Source organism: Bartonella sp. B17 (assembly GCF_053795755.1).
In genome coordinates, this window is record NZ_CP200032.1 from 1596186 (window position 1) to 1615904 (window position 19719).

Here is a 19719-nt window from a genome sequence, read left to right on the forward strand (position 1 = left end):
AAAATTTAGATTAGAGAATCGGATAAAAGATTATTGCTTATTTATAAACTCACACATTGATCAACGACCATATTGATTTTTATAATTTGAAAAGATGGAGAGCAATGATATAAATGCACCCTCCTTGGATTAAGAATGCGAATAGTTTATGTTGATTTCTGTGTAAGAAAATAATTGCAATTTGAAATAAAAAATGACAAAAAAACGAAAAATGCGCAAAACAAAATCTGTAAAACGGAAGACACACAGTAGTATTATTATAGCATTTTTTCTCATAACTGGTCGTTTATTTTTTTGGATAATAAAACAAATTTATTTCCTTACACAAAAAAATGCTTTACTGGTTTTTGGTTTTCTTATTTTTATTATTAGCTTTGGATTTATTTCATTTAATGCTTTATTTTCGCAAATAAGAACATATCAAGGTATATTTTCTCAGATAAAAATTACATCTGCTTTAAGCATAGGACAAAATTCTGATTTATCTCCAAAAGAAGCAAAATCTCACGCAGATGCCTCTCCTATTCCTTTACCATCTCTAAATGATATACGCACAAATTCATCTACAGAATTTCTATCAGAAAGCATGCTAGAAATGCAAAAAAAATTGGCAAAACTAGGATTTTATGATGGTCCTTTAGATGGAAGAGACGGACCTAAAACGCGTCGCGCCATAGCATTATGGAAAAAGCAAACCGCTGATAAAAATACTATTTCACCAAATCCCGCAACAGATGAGATTGCAATATTAATTAAGCGTAGCGAAATAGAAATGGAAAAAGAGTTATCCTATTCAAAAGCAGACATTTTAAAATCTCCGCTTCCAGCTAAAAATATTGTGCGCGTTCAGGAAGCTTTACGTGCTTTTGGTAACCAAGAAGTAGCTATCACAGGTGTAGAGGATCAAAAAACTATTGATGCCTTAAAACAATTTCAAGAAATGTTTAATCTTCCCATAACGGGTAAAATTGATCAAGTAATTTTGAAAAAAATGCGTGAAATTCGTTTGTTGAATTGAAGATAATCCTTCATCTTTTAGAATATAAAATGAAAATATATGAACTATGTGATCTTATGTTCTCTTTCATCAATAATACATCAAAGATATAATTTAATCTTTTCCTTATGTAACCAACTGTGATCTCTAAAAACTTCATTCTTCCTTTAGTGAAGCAAAAAAATAAATTAATAATTTATCCTGTAAATTACAGTCGCTACACAATGAACATATTTCAAAAATTTTTAGTTTTTTTTGCAATTGCAGACTGTGCTGCAGCTAAACGCGCAATTGGCACTCGAAAAGGAGAACATGAAACGTAATCTAAATTATTTTCTTCACATAAAGCAATAGAAGCAGGATCTCCTCCATGCTCACCGCAAATTCCTAGTTTAATTTTTGCGCGCTGTGAACGTCCACGCTGTGCAGCAATAGTAATGAGTTCTCCTACCCCATCACGGTCAATTGATACAAAAGGATCTTGTTCCAAAAGTCCTTTTTGAAAATAAGTTGTTAAAAAAGAAGCTGCATCATCACGTGAAATACCAAAAGTAGTTTGTGTCAAATCATTAGTCCCAAATGAAAAAAACTCTGCGGTTTCTGCAATTTCGTCTGCCCGAAGAGCAGCTCTTGGAAGCTCAATCATCGTCCCAACTATGTACTGAATATTACTTCCCTTCTCTTTCATCACTTCACTGGCAACCTTATCAACATACGCTTTCACAAAATCTAATTCAGATTTAAGTGCAACAAGTGGAACCATAATTTCAAGCATAACAGGCGATCCAGATTTTTGCGCAGCTTCCACTGCAGCTTCAAAAATAGCTCGCGCTTGCATTTCTGCAATTTCAGGATAAGTAATAGCTAAACGGCACCCTCGTAACCCAAGCATAGGATTAAATTCGTGCAATTGCTGAGCGCGATCACTAAGTACTTCAACAGGAACTCCCATAGCTGCCGCAACTTCATAAATTTCTGCATTCGTTTTTGGTAAAAACTCGTGTAACGGTGGATCTAATAAGCGGATAGTAATAGGCAAACCACACATAATTTCAAATAATTTGATAAAATCTGAGCGCTGCATTGACAAAAGCTTATCCAGCGCTTTACGACGCCCACTTTCATCATTACTTAAAATCATTTCTCGCATAGCGACAATACGCTCGCCAGAAAAAAACATGTGTTCCGTACGACAAAGACCAATACCCTCAGCCCCAAAGGAACGTCCCATACGCGCATCAGACGCTGTCTCAGCATTGACACGAACTTTTATACGCCGCATGCCATCAGCCAACTTCATTAATTTTGCGAAATCTCCGCAAAGTTCAGGCTGCAACATAGCAACCTTCCCTTTAAAAATCTCCCCGCTTCCACCATCAATCGTAATGACATCGCCTTTTTTAAAGCTTTGTCCTGAAACAAACATTGTATTTGCATTATAATCAATTCGCACACTTCCTGCACCTGAAATGCACGGCTTTCCCATACCACGTGCTACAACAGCAGCGTGACTTGTCATACCACCACGCGTCGTTAAAATTCCTTCTGCAGCGTGCATACCATGAATATCTTCTGGACTTGTTTCTGTGCGCACTAAAATAACTTTGCGACCTTCTGTTAGTGCAGTTTCTGCTTCTTCAGAAGTAAAAACAATTTCACCAGTTGCAGCCCCAGGAGAGGCAGGTAGACCACGTGCAATTACAAAACGTGTAGCTTTAGGATCCAGTGTGGGATGTAGAAGTTGATCAAGCGATTTTGGATCAACTCGCATTACTGCCTCTTCACAGCTTATCAAGCCTTCCTCAACCATTTCAATCGCCATCTTTAAAGCTGCACGTGCCGTTCGCTTTCCAGAACGAGTCTGCAGCATCCATAATTTACCTTTTTCAATTGTAAACTCAAGATCTTGCATATCTCGATAATGCTGCTCAAGCTTCTGAGCAATCTTACACAACTTCAAAAAAGCCTCTGGCATAATTTTTTCTAAAGATGATTTATTTGAACCTGCAATAATACGCGCATTTTCCGTGATATTTTGGGGGGTTCGAATACCTGCTACAACATCTTCCCCTTGTGCATTGACTAAAAATTCACCGTAAAGCTCTTTTTCTCCCGTCGATGGATTACGTGTAAAAGCAACACCTGTTGCTGAATCCTCACCCATGTTGCCAAATACCATTGCCTGTAAATTAACCGCTGTTCCCCAACTTTCAGGAATATTATTTAAACGACGATAAGTGACTGCGCGCGCTGTCATCCAACTTGAAAAAACCGCCCCAATTGCACCCCACAACTGTTGCTCAGGATTTTGTGGAAAAGGTTTTCCTAACTTTTCTTCAACATGTGCCTTATAGGAAATAATAACATCTTTCCAATCAGCTGCTGTCATTTCTGTATCGACATCATAACCATTGCGTATTTTTACTTCATCAAGAATCTCTTCAAAACATAAATGATCTAATCCCAAAACGACATTAGAATACATTTGGATAAAGCGGCGATAACTATCATAAGCAAAGCGTTCATCACTAGCCTGTAAAGCAATGGCTTTAACAGTCTTATCATTCATGCCAAGATTCAGTACTGTATCCATCATTCCAGGCATAGAAACCCGTGCCCCTGAACGAACAGAGAGTAAAAGTGGTTTTTCTTCGTTACCAAATTCACGCCCTGTTTGTTCAGCAATTCGTTTAAGTGCTTGTTGAACAGCCTTCTGTAATTCTTCTGGATAAGATTTATTGTGTGCGTAATAAAAATTGCAAACTTCTGTCGTAAGAGTAAATCCGGGAGGTACGGGCAACCCAAGATTACTCATTTCTGCCAAATTAGCTCCTTTGCCACCGAGAAGATTACGCTCACTCGCACTTCCTTCTGCATTGCCATCACCAAAACTATAAACCCATTTTTCCACCGTACGTTGTGCCTCCCATATTAATAATATCAAAATATCATATCATTTGATCCAAGTTAATCTTCAAAAACAACGCTTCAATTCAAAATTGGCCAAAAATCAAAAAACGTCGCTTAATAAATGCACACAACCAATTTTCTTTGGAAAAAAGCAATGATCACAAGCATCAATACTCACCATCTGAAAAAACTTATTTTAAAAAAAACTATCAATCACCAAGGATAAGGCTTCTACTGACATTGTACCTTCATACATATTACCATTAATAAAGAAGGTAGGTGTCGCTTTGACACCAAATTCTTTTCCATGTTCAAAAGATGCATTAACTTCATTTAGAATAGACTGATTTGTTAGACAAGCATTAAAACTCTCTTCAGTAAAACCTGCCATAAAAGCAATTTTCTTTAACGGTGTTAAAGCATCTCGCACAAAAGCCCACTCCTGTTGTTTTTCAAATAAAATTCCTATCAAAGGAAAGTAACGATCTTCAGGTACACACCGCGCTAACATAAAGCCTGCCGTTGCCCGAGGATCAAAAGCAAATTCTCGAAAAATCAATTTTGCTTTCCCCGTTTTGATATATTTTTTACGAATTTGAGGGAGTACATCATTATAAAAACTCGCACAATGAAAACAGGTTACTGAAGCATACTCAACAATTGTTACTGGTGCATTTTCTTCTCCCTCAATCTTATCTTTAACCTTGCTTAATTGAAGAATTTTACTCATGTCAACAATTGCAACTGGCTTAGGCATAGGAACTGAAGCAATTGCTGCATCAACTTGTGTAATTATCACCAAAATTGAAATGATTGCGGAAGATAAAAGAGAAAAAAAATTTATCATAAATAATACTTTTCTTTTTTTAATTAAATAAACAAGGATTCAATATCTTCTTACTTAGATGAAAAAGAAGTTTAAAATACTCTACTTTATTTATTATTTTTTTCTGCAAAAATGCAACAGCCAAATTCGTAAAGTGATTGACGCAAATTTTTATTTGTAATTTTTTCAAGCATCTTTTCTACATGTTTTTTGTCTTTTTCACTTAGAGCCAACTTTATTGGCAAACAGTCTGTAGGAGAAACTATATATCTTTGTTCAATTTTGATACGATCAATAGCTATATACCCAAAAAAAGCATTAATTCTATGAAGCAATTCGCCTGTTTCATGAATTACTTTTAATGCAGCAAATCCTTCACAAGCTATAACAAGCGTTGCAGGTTGAAAAATTTCATCCTGATCGACACGACGTTTCCAAATAATTTTAAGAGGCATTGTATGCTTAGCGATATCGTGTCCTGCAATCTGTAACCAATGCTCTATAAGTGCTACATTAAGACCCGTTCGCTTGCGTAAAACCGGATCAAGCATTTTCGCTACAGTTTCAAAAAGAGAATAAAAATGGCGCTTTTTAAATTGTTTGCTCATTTTTTTGTTCATTCTTAAAATGTTTGTCAAATTATAACATTAAAAATTATTATCCTACGAGCTAATCAAATACCGACAAAATCCGATACTCCTATTCAATCAAATCCTACAATAAAAAGAAAAAATGAGTTATAAATTTAAAATAAGTACTTTTTTGTATTTTATATTTTCCTATGATTGAAGGCAATCATGTATAAAATTCCATTCTATCTTCTTTCTTGGTATGATCAAAATCACCGACATTTACCGTGGCGCATTACTCCTAAAGAACAAATGCAAGGCATCTGTCCTGATCCTTATCGGGTTTGGTTATCTGAGATTATGCTTCAACAAACAACTGTTGAAGCTGTTAAGTCTTATTTTCAAAAATTTATAAATCTTTGGCCTGATCTTCCTTCTTTAGCGAAAGCCTCACAAGATGACATTATGAAAGCATGGGCTGGTCTTGGATATTATTCACGTGCACGCAATCTTAAAAATTGCGCTCAGCAGCTGATTCAAAATTTCGCAGGACAATTTCCACAATCCGTAAAAACATTACGAACTCTTCCTGGTATTGGGGATTATACTGCAGCTGCTATCGCCGCAATTGCGTTTAACTGCCCTGTAGCCGTTGTTGATAGCAATGTCGAACGCGTTGTAACTCGCCTGTTTGCAATCAAATCAATATTACCCAAAGCAAAAACGGAAATTAAAGAAAAAACACAAAAAATCGTTTCTTTAAATCGTCCTGGCGATTTTGCTCAAGCCATGATGGATCTGGGGGCAACAATTTGTACACCGCGCAAACCATCTTGTTGCCTTTGCCCTCTTAAAAGTTTATGTAAAGCAGCAAAATTGCAAATAGCAGAATTGTTACCAATTAAAGCTCCTAAAAAAGAACGACCTTTAAAAGTGGGTGTCGCTTTTGTTGTGCTTAATGAAAATAACCAAATTTATCTAGAAAAACGACAAGATAAAAAACTACTCGGTGGAATGACCCAAATCCCCAACAATATCGGAATAAACGATGAAAACGGACTTCAAAATGCGCCCTTTACTGCCAATTGGCAATTCAAAGGACAAATTACGCACGTTTTTACCCATTTCTCTCTAAAACTTGATGTGTATTATATCAGTGGTATTCGTGAAGTAAAAAGGGAAAACGGCTGGTGGTGTGACATAAACTATCTTGCAAAAGAAGCCCTCCCCACTGTTATGAAAAAAGCCATTTCCACAGCCATCCCTGATTATTTTAGATTTAAATAACTTTTCCTACTATCAAAATGAAATAACCCTAAGTATGAACTCATTTATTTTTTATAGAACACCAGTTTTTAACATCTGTGAGCGTATTATCGCTCTTAAATCATTTATTGACTTTAACTTTCCATTTTCCTCGTAATACCAAAATGTCCAACCATTACAACTTTGCGAATCTTGAGCCTTTCTTCCCATTGCATGAATAGAACCAGCTTCACCACCATGCATGATAGTACCATCTACTCTTACAATAGCCGATACTTGCTTCTTTCGATCGTAAAGAACGTCCCCAGGATGCAATAAACCTGCTTCAAGCAAACCATTAAATGCTACACGCGGTTCTACTTTTTTTCTATCAAAAACCGCTAATTCCGATTCATCTAAAGATTTAACCGCAGCAATCCTCTCCTGTGCAGCATCAATGTAGTGTTGCTCGCGCTCAATACCCACAAAATCGCGCCCTAGATATTTGGCAACAGCGCCTGTCGTTCCTGAACCAAAAAACGGATCAAGAATAACATCACCTGGTTTACTAGAAGCCATAATAATACGCGCTAATAACACTTGTGGTTTTTGTGTTGGATGTAATTTACGCCCTGCTTTATCTTTTAAGCGTTCAGCACCCGTACAAATAGGAAAAAGCCAATCTGAACGCATTTGCACATCTTCATTCGCAGCTTTTAAAGCATCATAATTAAACGTGTATTTTTTATCTTTTTGATCGCGAACAGCCCAAATCAGCGTTTCATGGGCATTTTGAAAACGTCGTCCCCGAAAATTAGGCATGGGGTTGTTTTTACGCCAAATGATATCATTAAGAACCCAAAAGCCTAAATCTTGTAATGCTGTACCAACCCGAAAAATATTATGATAAGATCCAATAACCCAAAGTGTTCCATTGGGTTTCAATACACGACGACAAGCAAGCAACCATGCACGTGTAAAAGCATCATAAGCAGCAAAATCTTCAAATTGATCCCATTCATCGTTAACTGCATCAACCAATGAATGATCTGGACGATACAAAGCACCCTCTAATTGTAAATTATAAGGAGGATCCGCAAAAATCATATCAACTGAATGTTTTGGAAGTTTTTCCAATACTGCAACACAGTCTCCTTTAAAGATTTTGTTGCGCCATGGCATCTGTGAGGAAGTAGGAGTATAAACGAAATCTTTTTGAAGCTGAAGAACTGTCATAAAATACCCAACAAAACGAAATAGAGTTGTCCTATAACCAAAATGATTTATAGGCCCGCATTACTGATCTATATTCACAAAATAGAGTAAATGTATCGTTAAACTTATTTAAAATTGATGCTAGTTTTTACTTTTTCAAAAAAATAAGATAATTTTATATGAGAAAATTTTTATTTTTCTTTCTTTAAATACACTATTCACATATCCTCTACTCCATCAAAATGAATGGGAATCATTTTTAAGTATATTTTGAATTAAAATCTTCTCAGTGTCCTTTTCATGCAGTTTTTTTAAAACTACAAACAGAATATAAGGAATATTTTATGCCTCAAATAGATCTTGTTATTTTTGATTGTGATGGAGTTTTAGTAGATTCTGAATATCTCGCAGCAAAAATTGGATCTCAATTATTAAAGCAAATAGGGTATGAAATATCACCTGAAGAAGTAAGTAGGCTTTATTCAGGATTAACTTTTCTTGATATTTTAAAAAAAGTTGAACAAGAAACAGAAAAACCAATTTCTGCTCATCTCGTAGATAAAATGGAAAATCTTTTTCGGAAACAAATAAAAACTGAATTACGTGCTATCGATGGCATAAGAGAAGCGGTAGAAGCTATTAAATCTCGCTATCCTTATTGTATTTGCTCTAATGCAGCGAGCATAGATATAAAAGAAATGCTCACCATTGTTGGCCTTTATGACCTTTTTGATGATAAAGACAAAATATTTTCTGCCCCCGAAGTTGGAACAAAAAAAAGTAAACCCGCTCCTGATGTTTTTCTTTTTGCCACACGACAATTACACGCAAAGCCAACAAACACCGTTGTTATAGAAGATTCTATTTATGGCGTACGTGCTGCAACAACAGCAGGTATGCGCGTCATTGGTTTTACTGGCGGATCACACAGTTATCTTAGCCATTCTAACGCTCTTGTAGATGCTGGCGCCGAAACATCTATCACCAAACATGCTCATTTAGTAGAAGTCTTAGAAGCGATGGCAGTATGGCAAGACTTATCATAAAAAAGTCTCTTAAACGCACATCAACTAACCCCTCTTATTCAATAACCTTTTTTGCAGCAACACACTTATTAGATTGAGGTATATTTGTGCTCATTTGCATACAAAAGTGATTAAGACTTACCATTATCATAAATAATAAATTTACTCATATTGCCTAACCTGGATTAGATAAAAACTGATTATTGCAAATAAGTAAATTTTTTATTCCTTTCAATAACAACGATATGACATAGCACGTCGAATATCTTTAGAGTTATAATCTACAAATACACAGTTCAAAGTTGTACCCACATGAAAAAAGTTTCATAAGGCGTATTCTTTATGCATAAACATTATAAAGTAATGCTCAACGTACCTTCCTTATCCAGATTATATCGCATGCATGTAAAACATTCATTATAATAAATTATCCACCAATAAAAAAACAATTGAACTATAAACACAACAATTAAATATTATAATGAAAATTATTAAAAACAATATATTATCATATAAATTTAAAGCAATATAATAAGATAAAAAAAATTATAAAAAAGCTACTATCTACTAGACCAATAAAACTTCCATTCATTGAATAATTTTTATATCGTTAAAAGCGTAAAATAGATAACTTCATCAACCTACCGGAAATAAAGGAAAAGACACATGAAATATATCAGCACGAGAGGTGAAGCTCCTGCTTTAGGATTTACTGAAACTATCATGACTGGGTTAGCTAGTGATGGCGGTCTTTATCTTCCAGAAAAATTTCCTCACTTATCACCAGATGCATTACGAGCGCTTCGCGGACAATCTTACACAACAATTGCAAAAACTATTCTTTGGCCTTTTGTAGATAATGAAATTGAATACACATCTTTTGAAAAGATAATTGCCGAATCTTATGCTACCTTCCATCATCCTGCAACTTGTCCATTGCTGCAAATTGGCTCTGATGAATTTATTCTTGAACTTTTTCACGGTCCTACTTTAGCATTTAAAGATGTTGCAATGCAGTTTCTCTCCAGACTAATGGACTACATTCTCACTAAAAAAAATAGATGTGCAACAATTGTTGGTGCCACATCAGGAGATACAGGGGGTGCAGCAGTGCAAGCTTTCGCTGAAAGTGGACACGCAGACATTTTTATTCTGTTTCCTAAAGGGCGCGTATCACCCATTCAACAAAGGCAGATGACAACTAATAAAAGCACAAATATTCATGCCATAGCCATAGAAGGAAATTTTGATGATTGCCAAGCACTCGTTAAAGCAATGTTTAATGACCATGATTTTCGTCAAAAAAAAGCGCTTTCAGGAGTTAATTCTATAAATTGGGCGCGAATCATGGCACAAGTTGTTTATTATTTCTCATCCGCGCTTTCCTTAGGTGCTCCCGATAGATCGGTCTCATTTACCGTTCCTACTGGGAATTTTGGCGACATTTTTGCGGGTTATGTCGCAGCCCGTATGGGATTACCTATTGCACAGCTGATCATCGCAACAAATGATAATGACATCCTTGTACGCACATTAACTAGTGGCATTTATGAAATACGACCGATAACTCATACAACATCGCCCTCTATGGATATTCAAGTCTCCTCTAATTTTGAACGATTGCTATTTGAAAGTAGTGACCGTGATCCCGTGTGGATTCGCAATGCAATGGAAAATTTAAAAAAATCAGGACGTTTCCATCTTGATGAAAAACAGCTTAAAAATATTCGTTCCCTATTTTCTGCTGGGAAAAGTAATATGACTGAAACAGCTCAAACAATTGACGGCATTTATAAAGAAAGCGGCTACCTCGTTGATCCACATACAGCTGTTGCCCTTAAAGTTGCGCGTAAAAACAAGCAACCACATATTCCGATGATCATCCTTGCTACCGCTCATCCTGTTAAATTTCCTGATGTAATTAAAAGTGCCTGTGGTATTGATGCCCCATGGCCATCTTGTTTAAACGATCTAATGGAACGCAAAGAGCACTTTATAAGTCTTGCTAATGATGAAAAAATAGTAAAAGACTACATTGCTTTAAAATCACGTGCATCTTATTAAGGTTCATTGCGTTAACTTAAATAACAATACTCCAATGTCTTTACAGCAAGACACTGGGCTTATTTAATGGAGTCGTAAACACATGGGTGTAAATATCAGTCGCCTTAGTAATGGTTTGACTATTGCCACACACACAATGCAACACATTGATAGTGTCGCGCTTGGAATATGGATTAAAGTCGGCTCACGCAATGAATCCCTCACACAGCATGGCATCGCCCATCTTCTTGAACATATGGCCTTTAAGGGAACTGAAAACCGTACAGCCTTTCAAATTGCAGCTGATATTGAAGATGTTGGCGGTGAAATTAATGCCACCACAAGTACTGAAACAACTGCCTACTTTGCACGTGTTCTCAAAGATGATATCCCACTTGCCATTGATATTTTAGCTGATATTCTGATGAATTCAAAATTTGATGAAGACGAATTAGAACGAGAAAAGCAAGTAGTTTTTCAAGAAATTGGTGCTGCTCGTGATACTCCTGATGATATTGTCTTTGATTACCTTACCGAAACAGCTTTTCGTCACCAATCTTTTGGCCGTTCGATTTTAGGAACACCAAAAACAATTCAATCATTTACATCTGCTGATATCCATAATTTTATGAATAAGCAATATAGTGCAGATCGTATGATAGTTGTTGCCGCAGGAGCAGTACAGCACAAAGATTTTCTGCAAGAAGTAGAAAGCCGTCTTAGTACTTTTCGTCCCCATTCAACAGCACCTCTTGCTAGCCTTGCAAATTATGTTGGCGGCGATTTTCGCGAATATCGAGATTTAATGGATACACAAGTTGTTCTCGGTTTTGAAGGGCGTGCCTATCATGCACGCGACTTTTATGCTACCCAAATTCTTTCAATTATTCTTGGCGGCAGCATGTCATCACGCCTTTTCCAAGAAGTGAGAGAAAAACATGGATTATGCTATTCTATTTATGCTTTTCATTGGGGATTTTCAGATACTGGACTTTTTGGCATTCACGCCGCCACTGGACAAGATAAGCTAAAAAAGCTGCTCCCTGTAATTCTTGATGAACTCTCTAAGGTAGGAAAAAATATCCATGCAAATGAACTTCAACGCGCACAAGCACAATATCGCGCTAACCTTATAATGTCACAAGAAAATCCATCCAGTAAGGCGCACCTAATTGCCCGACAAATTCTTCTTTATGGTCGACCAATTCCCATATCAGAAACAATTGAACGCTTAGAACTTATTACTCCCGCAAGATTAACTGATTTAGCTACTCGTCTTTTTATTAATTCCACTCCAACACTAGCAGCCGTCGGACCTGTTGGGCCTCTCATACACTTTGATGATTTAACATCAACTCTCTCATCCAATAAATAAGACTGAATACCGCTCTCTTCAAACATTTTAATGCATATATGTAAAACATGCTTTTAAAAACATCTGTATAATGATACGCATAAACGCTATAATAAAATTCACCACTAAAATTCTTTTTTTACTGAATAAGTTTTGGAAATATTTTTCAAAATGGTATACAAAACTATCCAACTTACACTTCGTGTGATAAACAGTTAGTGAGCAAGAGTATATCTGCAAAATTTGAAAACTAATAATTTTATTTCTTTAAAATGTAAAATTCTATTAGTTTTATGTTTCATTGAAGCAAGCAATTATCTGATTTACTTTTGTGTAAGATCGTATAACTTTTTCAAAAGAAAATAACGGCCGTTTATTTATATAAAACAAATTATAAAAAGTGGATGCATCTTTTCGAAAATCTAAGTAAAAATTAAACATTCTAAAAATGCTAAGAGTGGTATATTGTGAAGAGTTTGCGTAAAATAATTGATATCATTTTTGTTATAATCGTCAACTCTTTTGTCTATCTTACATCGGCACAAGCCATTGAACCAGTTAAAATTTCTCCCAAGGATGCCGCTCTTGACCTCTCAAAAGCAATAGAAATTCATCACACAAATAACTCTATTTTTCAAACAAGTACAGCACCAAGACAAGATGGTATTGTATGGCGCATTGAAGTGCAGGCAAAAAGTAAAAATTTTTCTGGAAATTGGGCAGTATTTTCTCTTGCAAACCCAACAGATGAGCAAATCGACCGTCTCATAGTTGCACCTCATTATCGCATGGCTCATTCAGGCTTTCTTTGGCCAGACCTTGGATCAATGCGGATTCAATCCATCACTCCAAGTGAAGGATTTTCTCTCGATCGCCAAGCCAGCGCAAATTCAGACATCTTTCGTATTACCCTTAATCCTGGTGCTGTCGTTACGTTTATTGCTGAACTCAATTCCGCGAATCTACCACAAATTTATTTATGGAAACCTGAAGCTTATAAGGATGCAATAAATTCTTATACGCTTTATCATGGTATTCTTCTTGGGATATCAGGTCTATTAGCACTTTTGTTAACTGTCCTCTTTGTCGTTCGTGGAACAAGCCTCTTTCCTGCAACAGCCGCTGTTGCTTGGGCGGTTCTTTTTTATATTGGGATCGACTTCAATTTTTTAAACAAATTCTTTGCTGTTACACTAACAACGCAACCGATCTGGCGTGCTAGTACAGAAGTAGCACTTGCCGCTACATTCTTTATTTTCTTGTTTACATATCTACGTCTTAATCGCTGGCACTATCATTTTAGTTATGGTGCAATCGCTTGGATCATAGCTCTTTGTAGCCTTGGAGCATTTGCTATTTACGATCCAACTAGAGCAGCTGGAATTGCTCGCCTATCATTTGGCTTCACCACCGTAATTGGTATACTCTTAATTGGTTATTTTTCTATCCAAAACTATGATCGTGCAATCATGCTCATCCCAACGTGGTTGTTAACTAGCTTCTGGTGCTTTGGAGCGTACGCTTGTATAGCAGGATATTTAAACAATGATATTATTCAACCAGCCTTGGCGGGAGGATTAGTACTTATCGTTCTTCTTATCAGCTTTACTGTCATGCAACAAACTTTTTCTAATGATGCGTTCCATGAAGGAATATTCTCCGACCTTGAACAACAAGTTCTTGCATCAAAAGGGGCTGGAAATATTATTTGGGACTGGAATGTTGAACGTGACAAAATCGTTGTTCACCCAGATATGTCAACTCTTTTTGGCACTGAAACACGCAAACTTAATGGCTCTATGAACAACTGGATTTCAGCTTTGCATTATGATGATCGTGAACGCTTTCAAGCCGTATTAGATATCATTCTAAAAAATAAAAAAGGGCGCATTGATCAAATTTTTCGGCTATCTTCAGGTGGAGGCTATTATCATTGGTTTTCTCTTCGCGCACGTCCTGCTATGCAAAAAGATGGAAAAATAACGCGTATCATTGGAACTATTGTTAATATTACTAACCACAAAAAAGCCGAAGAGCGCTTATTGCATGATTCAATTTATGACAGCTTAACTGGTCTTCCCAACAAACAAATCTTCCTCGACAGGCTACAAAATTATACTTCTTTGGCAAAGGCAAATATTAAAATTAGACCAACAGTTTTTATGATTGATTTTGATAATTTTTGTCAAATTAATCGCAAATTGGGCATAGCTGTCGGAGATACCGTGCTGCTTATAATTGCGCGCCGTTTGAATCGTCTCATTAATTTTCAAGACACTTTGTCACGTCTTTCTGCAGATCGTTTTGCAATTATTTTGCTAAGCGAAACTGAACCGCAAAAAATTGCAGCATTTGCAGAACATTTGCATAAAACAATTTCAGCACCTATTTCACTTTCAGAAAAAAAAATAATACTTTCAACATCAATCGGACTAGTTACATGGAGTGAAAGCAGATCAACTGCTAAAGACATTTTTAATGATAGTGAATTAGCTATGATTCGCGCGAAACAAATGGGCGGTAATCATATTGAACCTTTTCGTCCTAATTTTCGCACTCTGGGTCTTGAACATAACAGCATGGAGAAGGACATTCATTATGCTATAAAACGTAATGAAATGAAAATCCTTTACCATCCTATTCTTAATTTATCAGATGGACAAGTTATTGGATTTGAAACAATTGTAGAATGGCATCATCCAAATTATGGAAATTTAAATGTCTCTGATTTTATAAAAATCGTAGAAAATGAACAGATCGTGATGGATTTAGCTCAATTTATCATTGATAATGCTATTATTGATCTTACAAATATACAAGAAAAATTTTCCCAACAATCTTTCTTCATTTCAATAAATTTACCAAGTCCGGAGATGATTCATCCTAGCTTTATAAGCCAGCTGCGCTCCATTCTGCTTCGCCACCCGCTCAATAAAGGGTGCTTAATGATAGAAATATCTGAGTTTGTCTTACGGAAAAATCCTGAACAATCAGCGCATTTTCTTGAACAGATTAAAGCATTAGGAATGAGTCTTGCGTTGGATAATTTTGGAACAGGTTATTCATCACTTACTTATCTTGTCCGTTATCCATTCGATATGGTTAAATTGGATCGCTCACTCATCTCAATCGATTCACCTAAGAAAAAGCTTATTCTCAAGTCCATTATCAATATGGCAAAAGATCTTAATTTACAAATTATCGCAGAAGGTGTTGAGAATGAAAAAGAAGCCATATTCCTGAACAAAGAAGGCTGTAAATATGTTCAAAGCACGCTTGTTACTAAACCAATTGCCCTCGAAGAGTTAATTACTCTCGTACAAAATCACTTTTCTTATAAAACTTAAAACGTAAACAAAGTTAAGATATTTCAGAATATGAATTAAAAAATAGTACAAATCTCTACGCATGTCCCATTTCGGAAACAAGATAAGTTGGATTAATTCCCATACGCATCAAGATTTCATCGTATTTACGATCTAAATTGCTTTCAAAAAGAAAACTTGGCGATGCAGGATTAATTAGCCAACTGTTTGCAGAAATTTCAGCCTCAAGCTGTCCTGCTTGCCATCCTGCATAACCTAGCGCTATAAGCGCCTGTTGAGGACCTTGTTCACAACTGATCGCTTTTAGTATATCAACAGTTGCAGTAAAGCAGATCCGGTTTGCAACAGGAATGGTTTCTTCACAAACGTAATCATCTGAATGAAGTACAAAGCCGCGCGATGGCTCAACAGGCCCACCATAACGCACAGGCAACTTTTTTATTGCCTCAGGAAGATATCTTTTTTGGGTATCATTTATCACCCTAAGATGAAGCAAAAGCTCTGGAAAATCAACATAGTGTAATTGATTGAGAATAATCCCCATAGCGCCAGCATCAGAATGCGCACAAACATAAATAACAGAACGAATAAAGCATTTGTCATTCATCCCAGGCATTGCTATAAGTAATTGTCCGCCTAAAAAGCCATCATGCTTATTTATCAATCTGTTATTCTCCGTTATTCATACGTTAAAATTCAGTTCAATTGCTACAAAAAAATAAAGTTCAAATGAAAAAAGCTCAAATCTTTACAAATTTTAAAAGTATCTCAACTTTTTTTCATAAAAAACTTTTTGCCACATTAAGTATAGCATTCATATTTTTAGGATTAGTTAACGTCTCTCTAAGTGACCCAAAAAAACAAAAATCACATCTTTCTGCAACACCTTGGTATGAATCAGATGGAGGACGTGTCAGACTAGCTACTACTACGCCATCTCTTTCCGGAGTAAGAAATGGTATTATTGAAATTATACTTAAACCAGGGTGGAAAACCTACTGGCGTAATCCAGGAAATTCAGGCATGGCACCATTTTTTAACTTTAACCAAAAGGTTTCTTACGAAATTTTTTATCCTACACCACAACTTTATGAAACAGAAAACGACTGGACATTAGGCTACAAGGGTAAAGTGATATTCCCTTTCACTGTTTCTGATTCAGGAAAAGATTTAAGTGGCTCTTTCACTTTTGGAATATGTAATGAAATCTGTATTCCATTTACTGTTCACTTTAATTTTTCACCGTCTTCCTCAAAAAACAAACATCTTCCTATGTACTTATTAAAAGATGCTCAAGCCTCTCTACCTCGCACAACACATGATGAATTTCAAATAAGTGTTCAGCAAGATACAAACGCCCTCCTCATAAAAATAGGAAATAACAACAAAACCGCACCATCCTCTCTCTTTTTAGATGGAGGAGAAATGCAAATTGGGCCAGCTAAAAAAATAAGTAATAACGCGGAATGCACGCTTTTTAGCGCTCCTATCTATTTCATACCAGATAAAATAAACCAAATAGTTTTTTATACAGTTTCCTTTAAAGACTACGCTTTAAGTGGAACGTTCATGCTTCACAAGCAATAAACAAAACTGTGCTACTCTATAATTATAAAAAGAAAGACTTTTAAACCAAATTTATGCTAGGAAGCACCCACTTTCACGATATTGAGTAATCGCTTGACGTGCAAGTGCATCTGCACGTTCATTATCAGGGTGACCAACATGCCCTTTCACCCAATGCCACCTGACAGTATGATAAGAACAGGCATCTTCAAGAGCTTGCCATAACTCCATATTTTTAACAGGCTTTTTTGACGCAGTACGCCAATTATTCTTCTTCCAACCTTCAAGCCATACAGATATACCGTTTCGGACATAAATTGAGTCTGTATAAAGATCGACCAAACAAGATTCTTTAAGTGCTTTCAACGCACAAATTGCCGCCATCAGTTCCATTTTATTATTGGTCGTGTAGATTTCTCCACCACAAAGCTCACGCTCATGCCCATTCCAGCGTAAAATAGCCCCCCATCCTCCAATTCCAGGATTACCTGAGCAAGCACCATCCGTGTAAATTTCAACAACTTTTTGCTGATTTAACATAAAATTCAAAAACCTAATTCACTCAAAAAATTTGCATGACTGAAAAAACAAAGCTTGTGCCAATATTCCCATGGATCTTTTCTAACGACAAAACTACTCGGTGGTGTATTGAACCAATCGTAAAGGCGTGTAAGTAAAAACCGCAAAGCCGCACCACGTGCCAACAAAATCATTGCATCCAATTCTAAAGGCACCAATGTCCTTATTTTTTGATAATTTTCTATTAGCCCATGCGCTTTTGTAAGGTTATAAGAATGATCGTTTTCAAAACACCAAGCATTTAAACAGATAGCTAGATCATAAGCAAAAAAATCGTTACAAGCAAAATAGAAATCTATAATACCAGAAAGACGATGGTTCAAGAAAAATACATTATCATTAAATAAATCAGCATGAATAATACCTGTTGGCAAATTCGACGGCCAATTTTCTTCTAAAAATGCTAACTCTGTATTAATTTTTTTTTCAAACTCTTCAAGCAGCGGATCTTCCACCATTTGGCAACTTTTCCATAACAGTTTCCAATCTGTGAGGGAAAGAGTATTCTGACGACTAAGTGAAAACCCCTGTCCTGCTAAATGTAATTGAGCTAAACTACTCCCTACTTCACAGCAATGATATACATCAGGCTGACGAACCCACGTTCCTTCCAAAAAAGTAATAATAGCAGCAAAACGTCCTGATAATTCACCAATCATAGCTCCATCATTTTGAACTATTGGTTGAGGACATAAAATTCCACGTTTATTTAAGTACTGCATAAGACTACAAAAAAAAGGCAAATCGTCTTTTGAAATACGTTTTTCATAAAGTGTTAAAATAAACTTCCCATTTGTCGTATGCAGCATAAAATTAGAATTTTCGATACCTTCTTCTATACCTTGATAGGATAGAAGCGAACCTATTGAATAACGCGTCAAAAATGCCTTCAAATCATTTGGATGAATATTTGTATGAACCGCCATTATTTTGTTTTCATTCTGAACATTTACATATCCTGATTTTTGTTTTTTATCGTTTTAGCTTGACCATTAACAAAAGCCATATCTTGAGAAGTTAAAACGACATTGCGTAATTCACGGTTAACCAAAAATCTTTCCATTTCCACTACTGTTTCAGCCAAATCTATCGTAACATCATAATGTTTTCGAAAGGCTGAAATAATTTCATCAACAATAATTTCAGGAGCAGATGCCCCTGCTGAGAGACCAACAACGGAAAGAGAACCTAAACGATCAAAATTAATTTCATCAGCCCGTTGAACTAAAATAGATTGCCGTGCACCAAACCTTTCAGCAACCTCTACTAAGCGCCGTGAATTAGAGGAGTTTGGTGCACCAACAACCAAAAACAAATCACTCCCCAATGCTGCCGCTTTAACAGCATTTTGGCGATTTGTAGTAGCATAGCAAATTGATTCAGCAGCTGGTGCTTGCAATGTAGGAAAGCGTTCTTGTAAAATATCAAGAATCCCTGCTGTATCTTCAACAGAAAGTGTTGTTTGTGTCACAAATCCCAATTTATCTGGATCATTTGGTTGGTAATGTAGCGCGTCTTCTACCGTTTCAATTAACGTAACAGCCCCTTGTTCAAGCTGTCCCATTGTTCCTATCACCTCAGGGTGACCAGCATGACCAATCAATATAACATGGCGACCATGGCGTTGATGCCGTATTGCTTGTTTATGAACCTTAGAAACCAATGGACATGTCGCATCTAAATAAAACAAATTATAGTGTAGAGCTTCTTCTGCTACAGATTTTGGCACACCATGGGCAGAAAATATAACAGGTTGACTGCGATGTTCTTCTGGAATTTCATTAAGTTCTTCCACAAAAATAGCACCCCGTTGCTGTAGTCCCTCGACCACATAGCGATTGTGCACAATTTCATGACGAACATACACTGGAGCACCATATTTTTTTAATGCAAGAATGACAATCTGAATGGCACGATCAACCCCTGCACAAAATCCACGCGGACCACAAAGACGCATTGTTAAAGGGGGGAGTACAGACATAAACCATCCTTAATATCTATAACTTTAACTACATATTCAAATGGAATACCATTATGTATGTGCTACACAAACAGCGTTAAAGA

15 protein-coding genes are annotated in these 19719 nt (G+C 36.2%); 7 read left to right on the top strand and 8 right to left on the bottom strand.

The window, feature by feature from the left end; all coding sequences use genetic code 11:
* The first annotated feature begins 193 nt into the window (after nt 1-193).
* Nucleotides 194-1018, top strand: coding sequence for a peptidoglycan-binding domain-containing protein (locus V4B18_RS07255; RefSeq protein ID WP_455475756.1), 825 nt, complete (start codon nt 194-196; stop codon nt 1016-1018).
* Between the two features lie 214 nt (nt 1019-1232).
* Here V4B18_RS07255 and ppdK read toward each other — a convergent pair whose 3' ends face one another.
* From ppdK to V4B18_RS07270, 3 genes are all read right to left on the bottom strand, one after another.
* Nucleotides 1233-3908 carry a pyruvate, phosphate dikinase gene (ppdK, locus tag V4B18_RS07260; RefSeq protein ID WP_455475757.1) on the bottom strand — a complete coding sequence of 892 codons (2676 nt, stop codon included), beginning with the start codon at nt 3906-3908 and terminating at the stop codon, nt 1233-1235.
* Nucleotides 3909-4103: 195 nt separating this feature from the next.
* Nucleotides 4104-4754, bottom strand: coding sequence for a DsbA family protein (locus V4B18_RS07265; RefSeq protein ID WP_455475758.1), 651 nt, complete (start codon nt 4752-4754; stop codon nt 4104-4106).
* 86 nt (nt 4755-4840) lie between these two features.
* The gene (locus V4B18_RS07270; RefSeq protein WP_455475759.1) at nt 4841-5341 is read right to left on the bottom strand and encodes a DUF721 domain-containing protein; all 501 of its coding nucleotides are present in this window, start codon (nt 5339-5341) and stop codon (nt 4841-4843) included.
* Nucleotides 5342-5530: 189 nt separating this feature from the next.
* Between V4B18_RS07270 and mutY the strand changes: the two genes are divergently transcribed.
* Nucleotides 5531-6589 carry an A/G-specific adenine glycosylase gene (gene mutY, locus V4B18_RS07275; RefSeq protein WP_455475760.1) on the top strand — a complete coding sequence of 353 codons (1059 nt, stop codon included), beginning with the start codon at nt 5531-5533 and terminating at the stop codon, nt 6587-6589.
* A gap of 51 nt (nt 6590-6640) precedes the next feature.
* Here the strand turns inward: mutY and V4B18_RS07280 are convergent, their stop codons facing one another.
* Nucleotides 6641-7783, bottom strand: coding sequence for a DNA methyltransferase (locus V4B18_RS07280; RefSeq protein WP_455475761.1), 1143 nt, complete (start codon nt 7781-7783; stop codon nt 6641-6643).
* Nucleotides 7784-8106: 323 nt separating this feature from the next.
* On the opposite strand from V4B18_RS07280, the gene V4B18_RS07285 reads away from it, so the two are divergent.
* The 4 genes from V4B18_RS07285 (at nt 8107) to V4B18_RS07300 (ending at nt 15531) form a co-directional block, all read left to right on the top strand.
* Complete coding sequence (locus V4B18_RS07285; RefSeq protein ID WP_455475762.1) at nt 8107-8808, top strand: HAD family hydrolase; 702 nt, start codon at nt 8107-8109, stop codon at nt 8806-8808.
* Between the two features lie 645 nt (nt 8809-9453).
* Nucleotides 9454-10851: a threonine synthase gene (gene thrC / locus V4B18_RS07290; RefSeq protein ID WP_455475763.1), complete on the top strand. Its 1398-nt coding sequence runs from the start codon at nt 9454-9456 to the stop codon at nt 10849-10851.
* A gap of 82 nt (nt 10852-10933) precedes the next feature.
* Nucleotides 10934-12205 carry a M16 family metallopeptidase gene (locus V4B18_RS07295; protein WP_455475764.1) on the top strand — a complete coding sequence of 424 codons (1272 nt, stop codon included), beginning with the start codon at nt 10934-10936 and terminating at the stop codon, nt 12203-12205.
* Between the two features lie 446 nt (nt 12206-12651).
* On the top strand, nt 12652-15531 hold the full coding sequence (locus V4B18_RS07300; protein WP_455475765.1) for an EAL domain-containing protein: 2880 nt from the start codon (nt 12652-12654) through the stop codon (nt 15529-15531).
* A 55-nt stretch (nt 15532-15586) separates the two neighbouring features.
* On the opposite strand, the gene V4B18_RS07305 is transcribed toward V4B18_RS07300, so the two are convergent.
* Nucleotides 15587-16171, bottom strand: a complete 585-nt coding sequence (locus V4B18_RS07305) for a YqgE/AlgH family protein (protein WP_455476558.1) — start codon at nt 16169-16171, stop codon at nt 15587-15589.
* 68 nt (nt 16172-16239) lie between these two features.
* On the opposite strand from V4B18_RS07305, the gene V4B18_RS07310 reads away from it, so the two are divergent.
* On the top strand, nt 16240-17097 hold the full coding sequence (locus V4B18_RS07310; RefSeq protein ID WP_455475766.1) for a protein-disulfide reductase DsbD domain-containing protein: 858 nt from the start codon (nt 16240-16242) through the stop codon (nt 17095-17097).
* 51 nt (nt 17098-17148) lie between these two features.
* On the opposite strand, the gene rnhA is transcribed toward V4B18_RS07310, so the two are convergent.
* From rnhA to ispH, 3 genes are read right to left on the bottom strand one after another with little or no spacing between them, the layout of a single operon-like run.
* A complete protein-coding gene (gene rnhA / locus V4B18_RS07315) occupies nt 17149-17616 on the bottom strand; it encodes a ribonuclease HI (protein ID WP_455475767.1) in 468 nt (155 codons plus the stop codon).
* A gap of 5 nt (nt 17617-17621) precedes the next feature.
* Nucleotides 17622-18581, bottom strand: a complete 960-nt coding sequence (locus V4B18_RS07320) for a homoserine kinase (protein WP_455475768.1) — start codon at nt 18579-18581, stop codon at nt 17622-17624.
* A gap of 23 nt (nt 18582-18604) precedes the next feature.
* Nucleotides 18605-19636 carry a 4-hydroxy-3-methylbut-2-enyl diphosphate reductase gene (ispH, locus tag V4B18_RS07325; protein ID WP_455475769.1) on the bottom strand — a complete coding sequence of 344 codons (1032 nt, stop codon included), beginning with the start codon at nt 19634-19636 and terminating at the stop codon, nt 18605-18607.
* Nucleotides 19637-19719 lie beyond the last annotated feature (83 nt).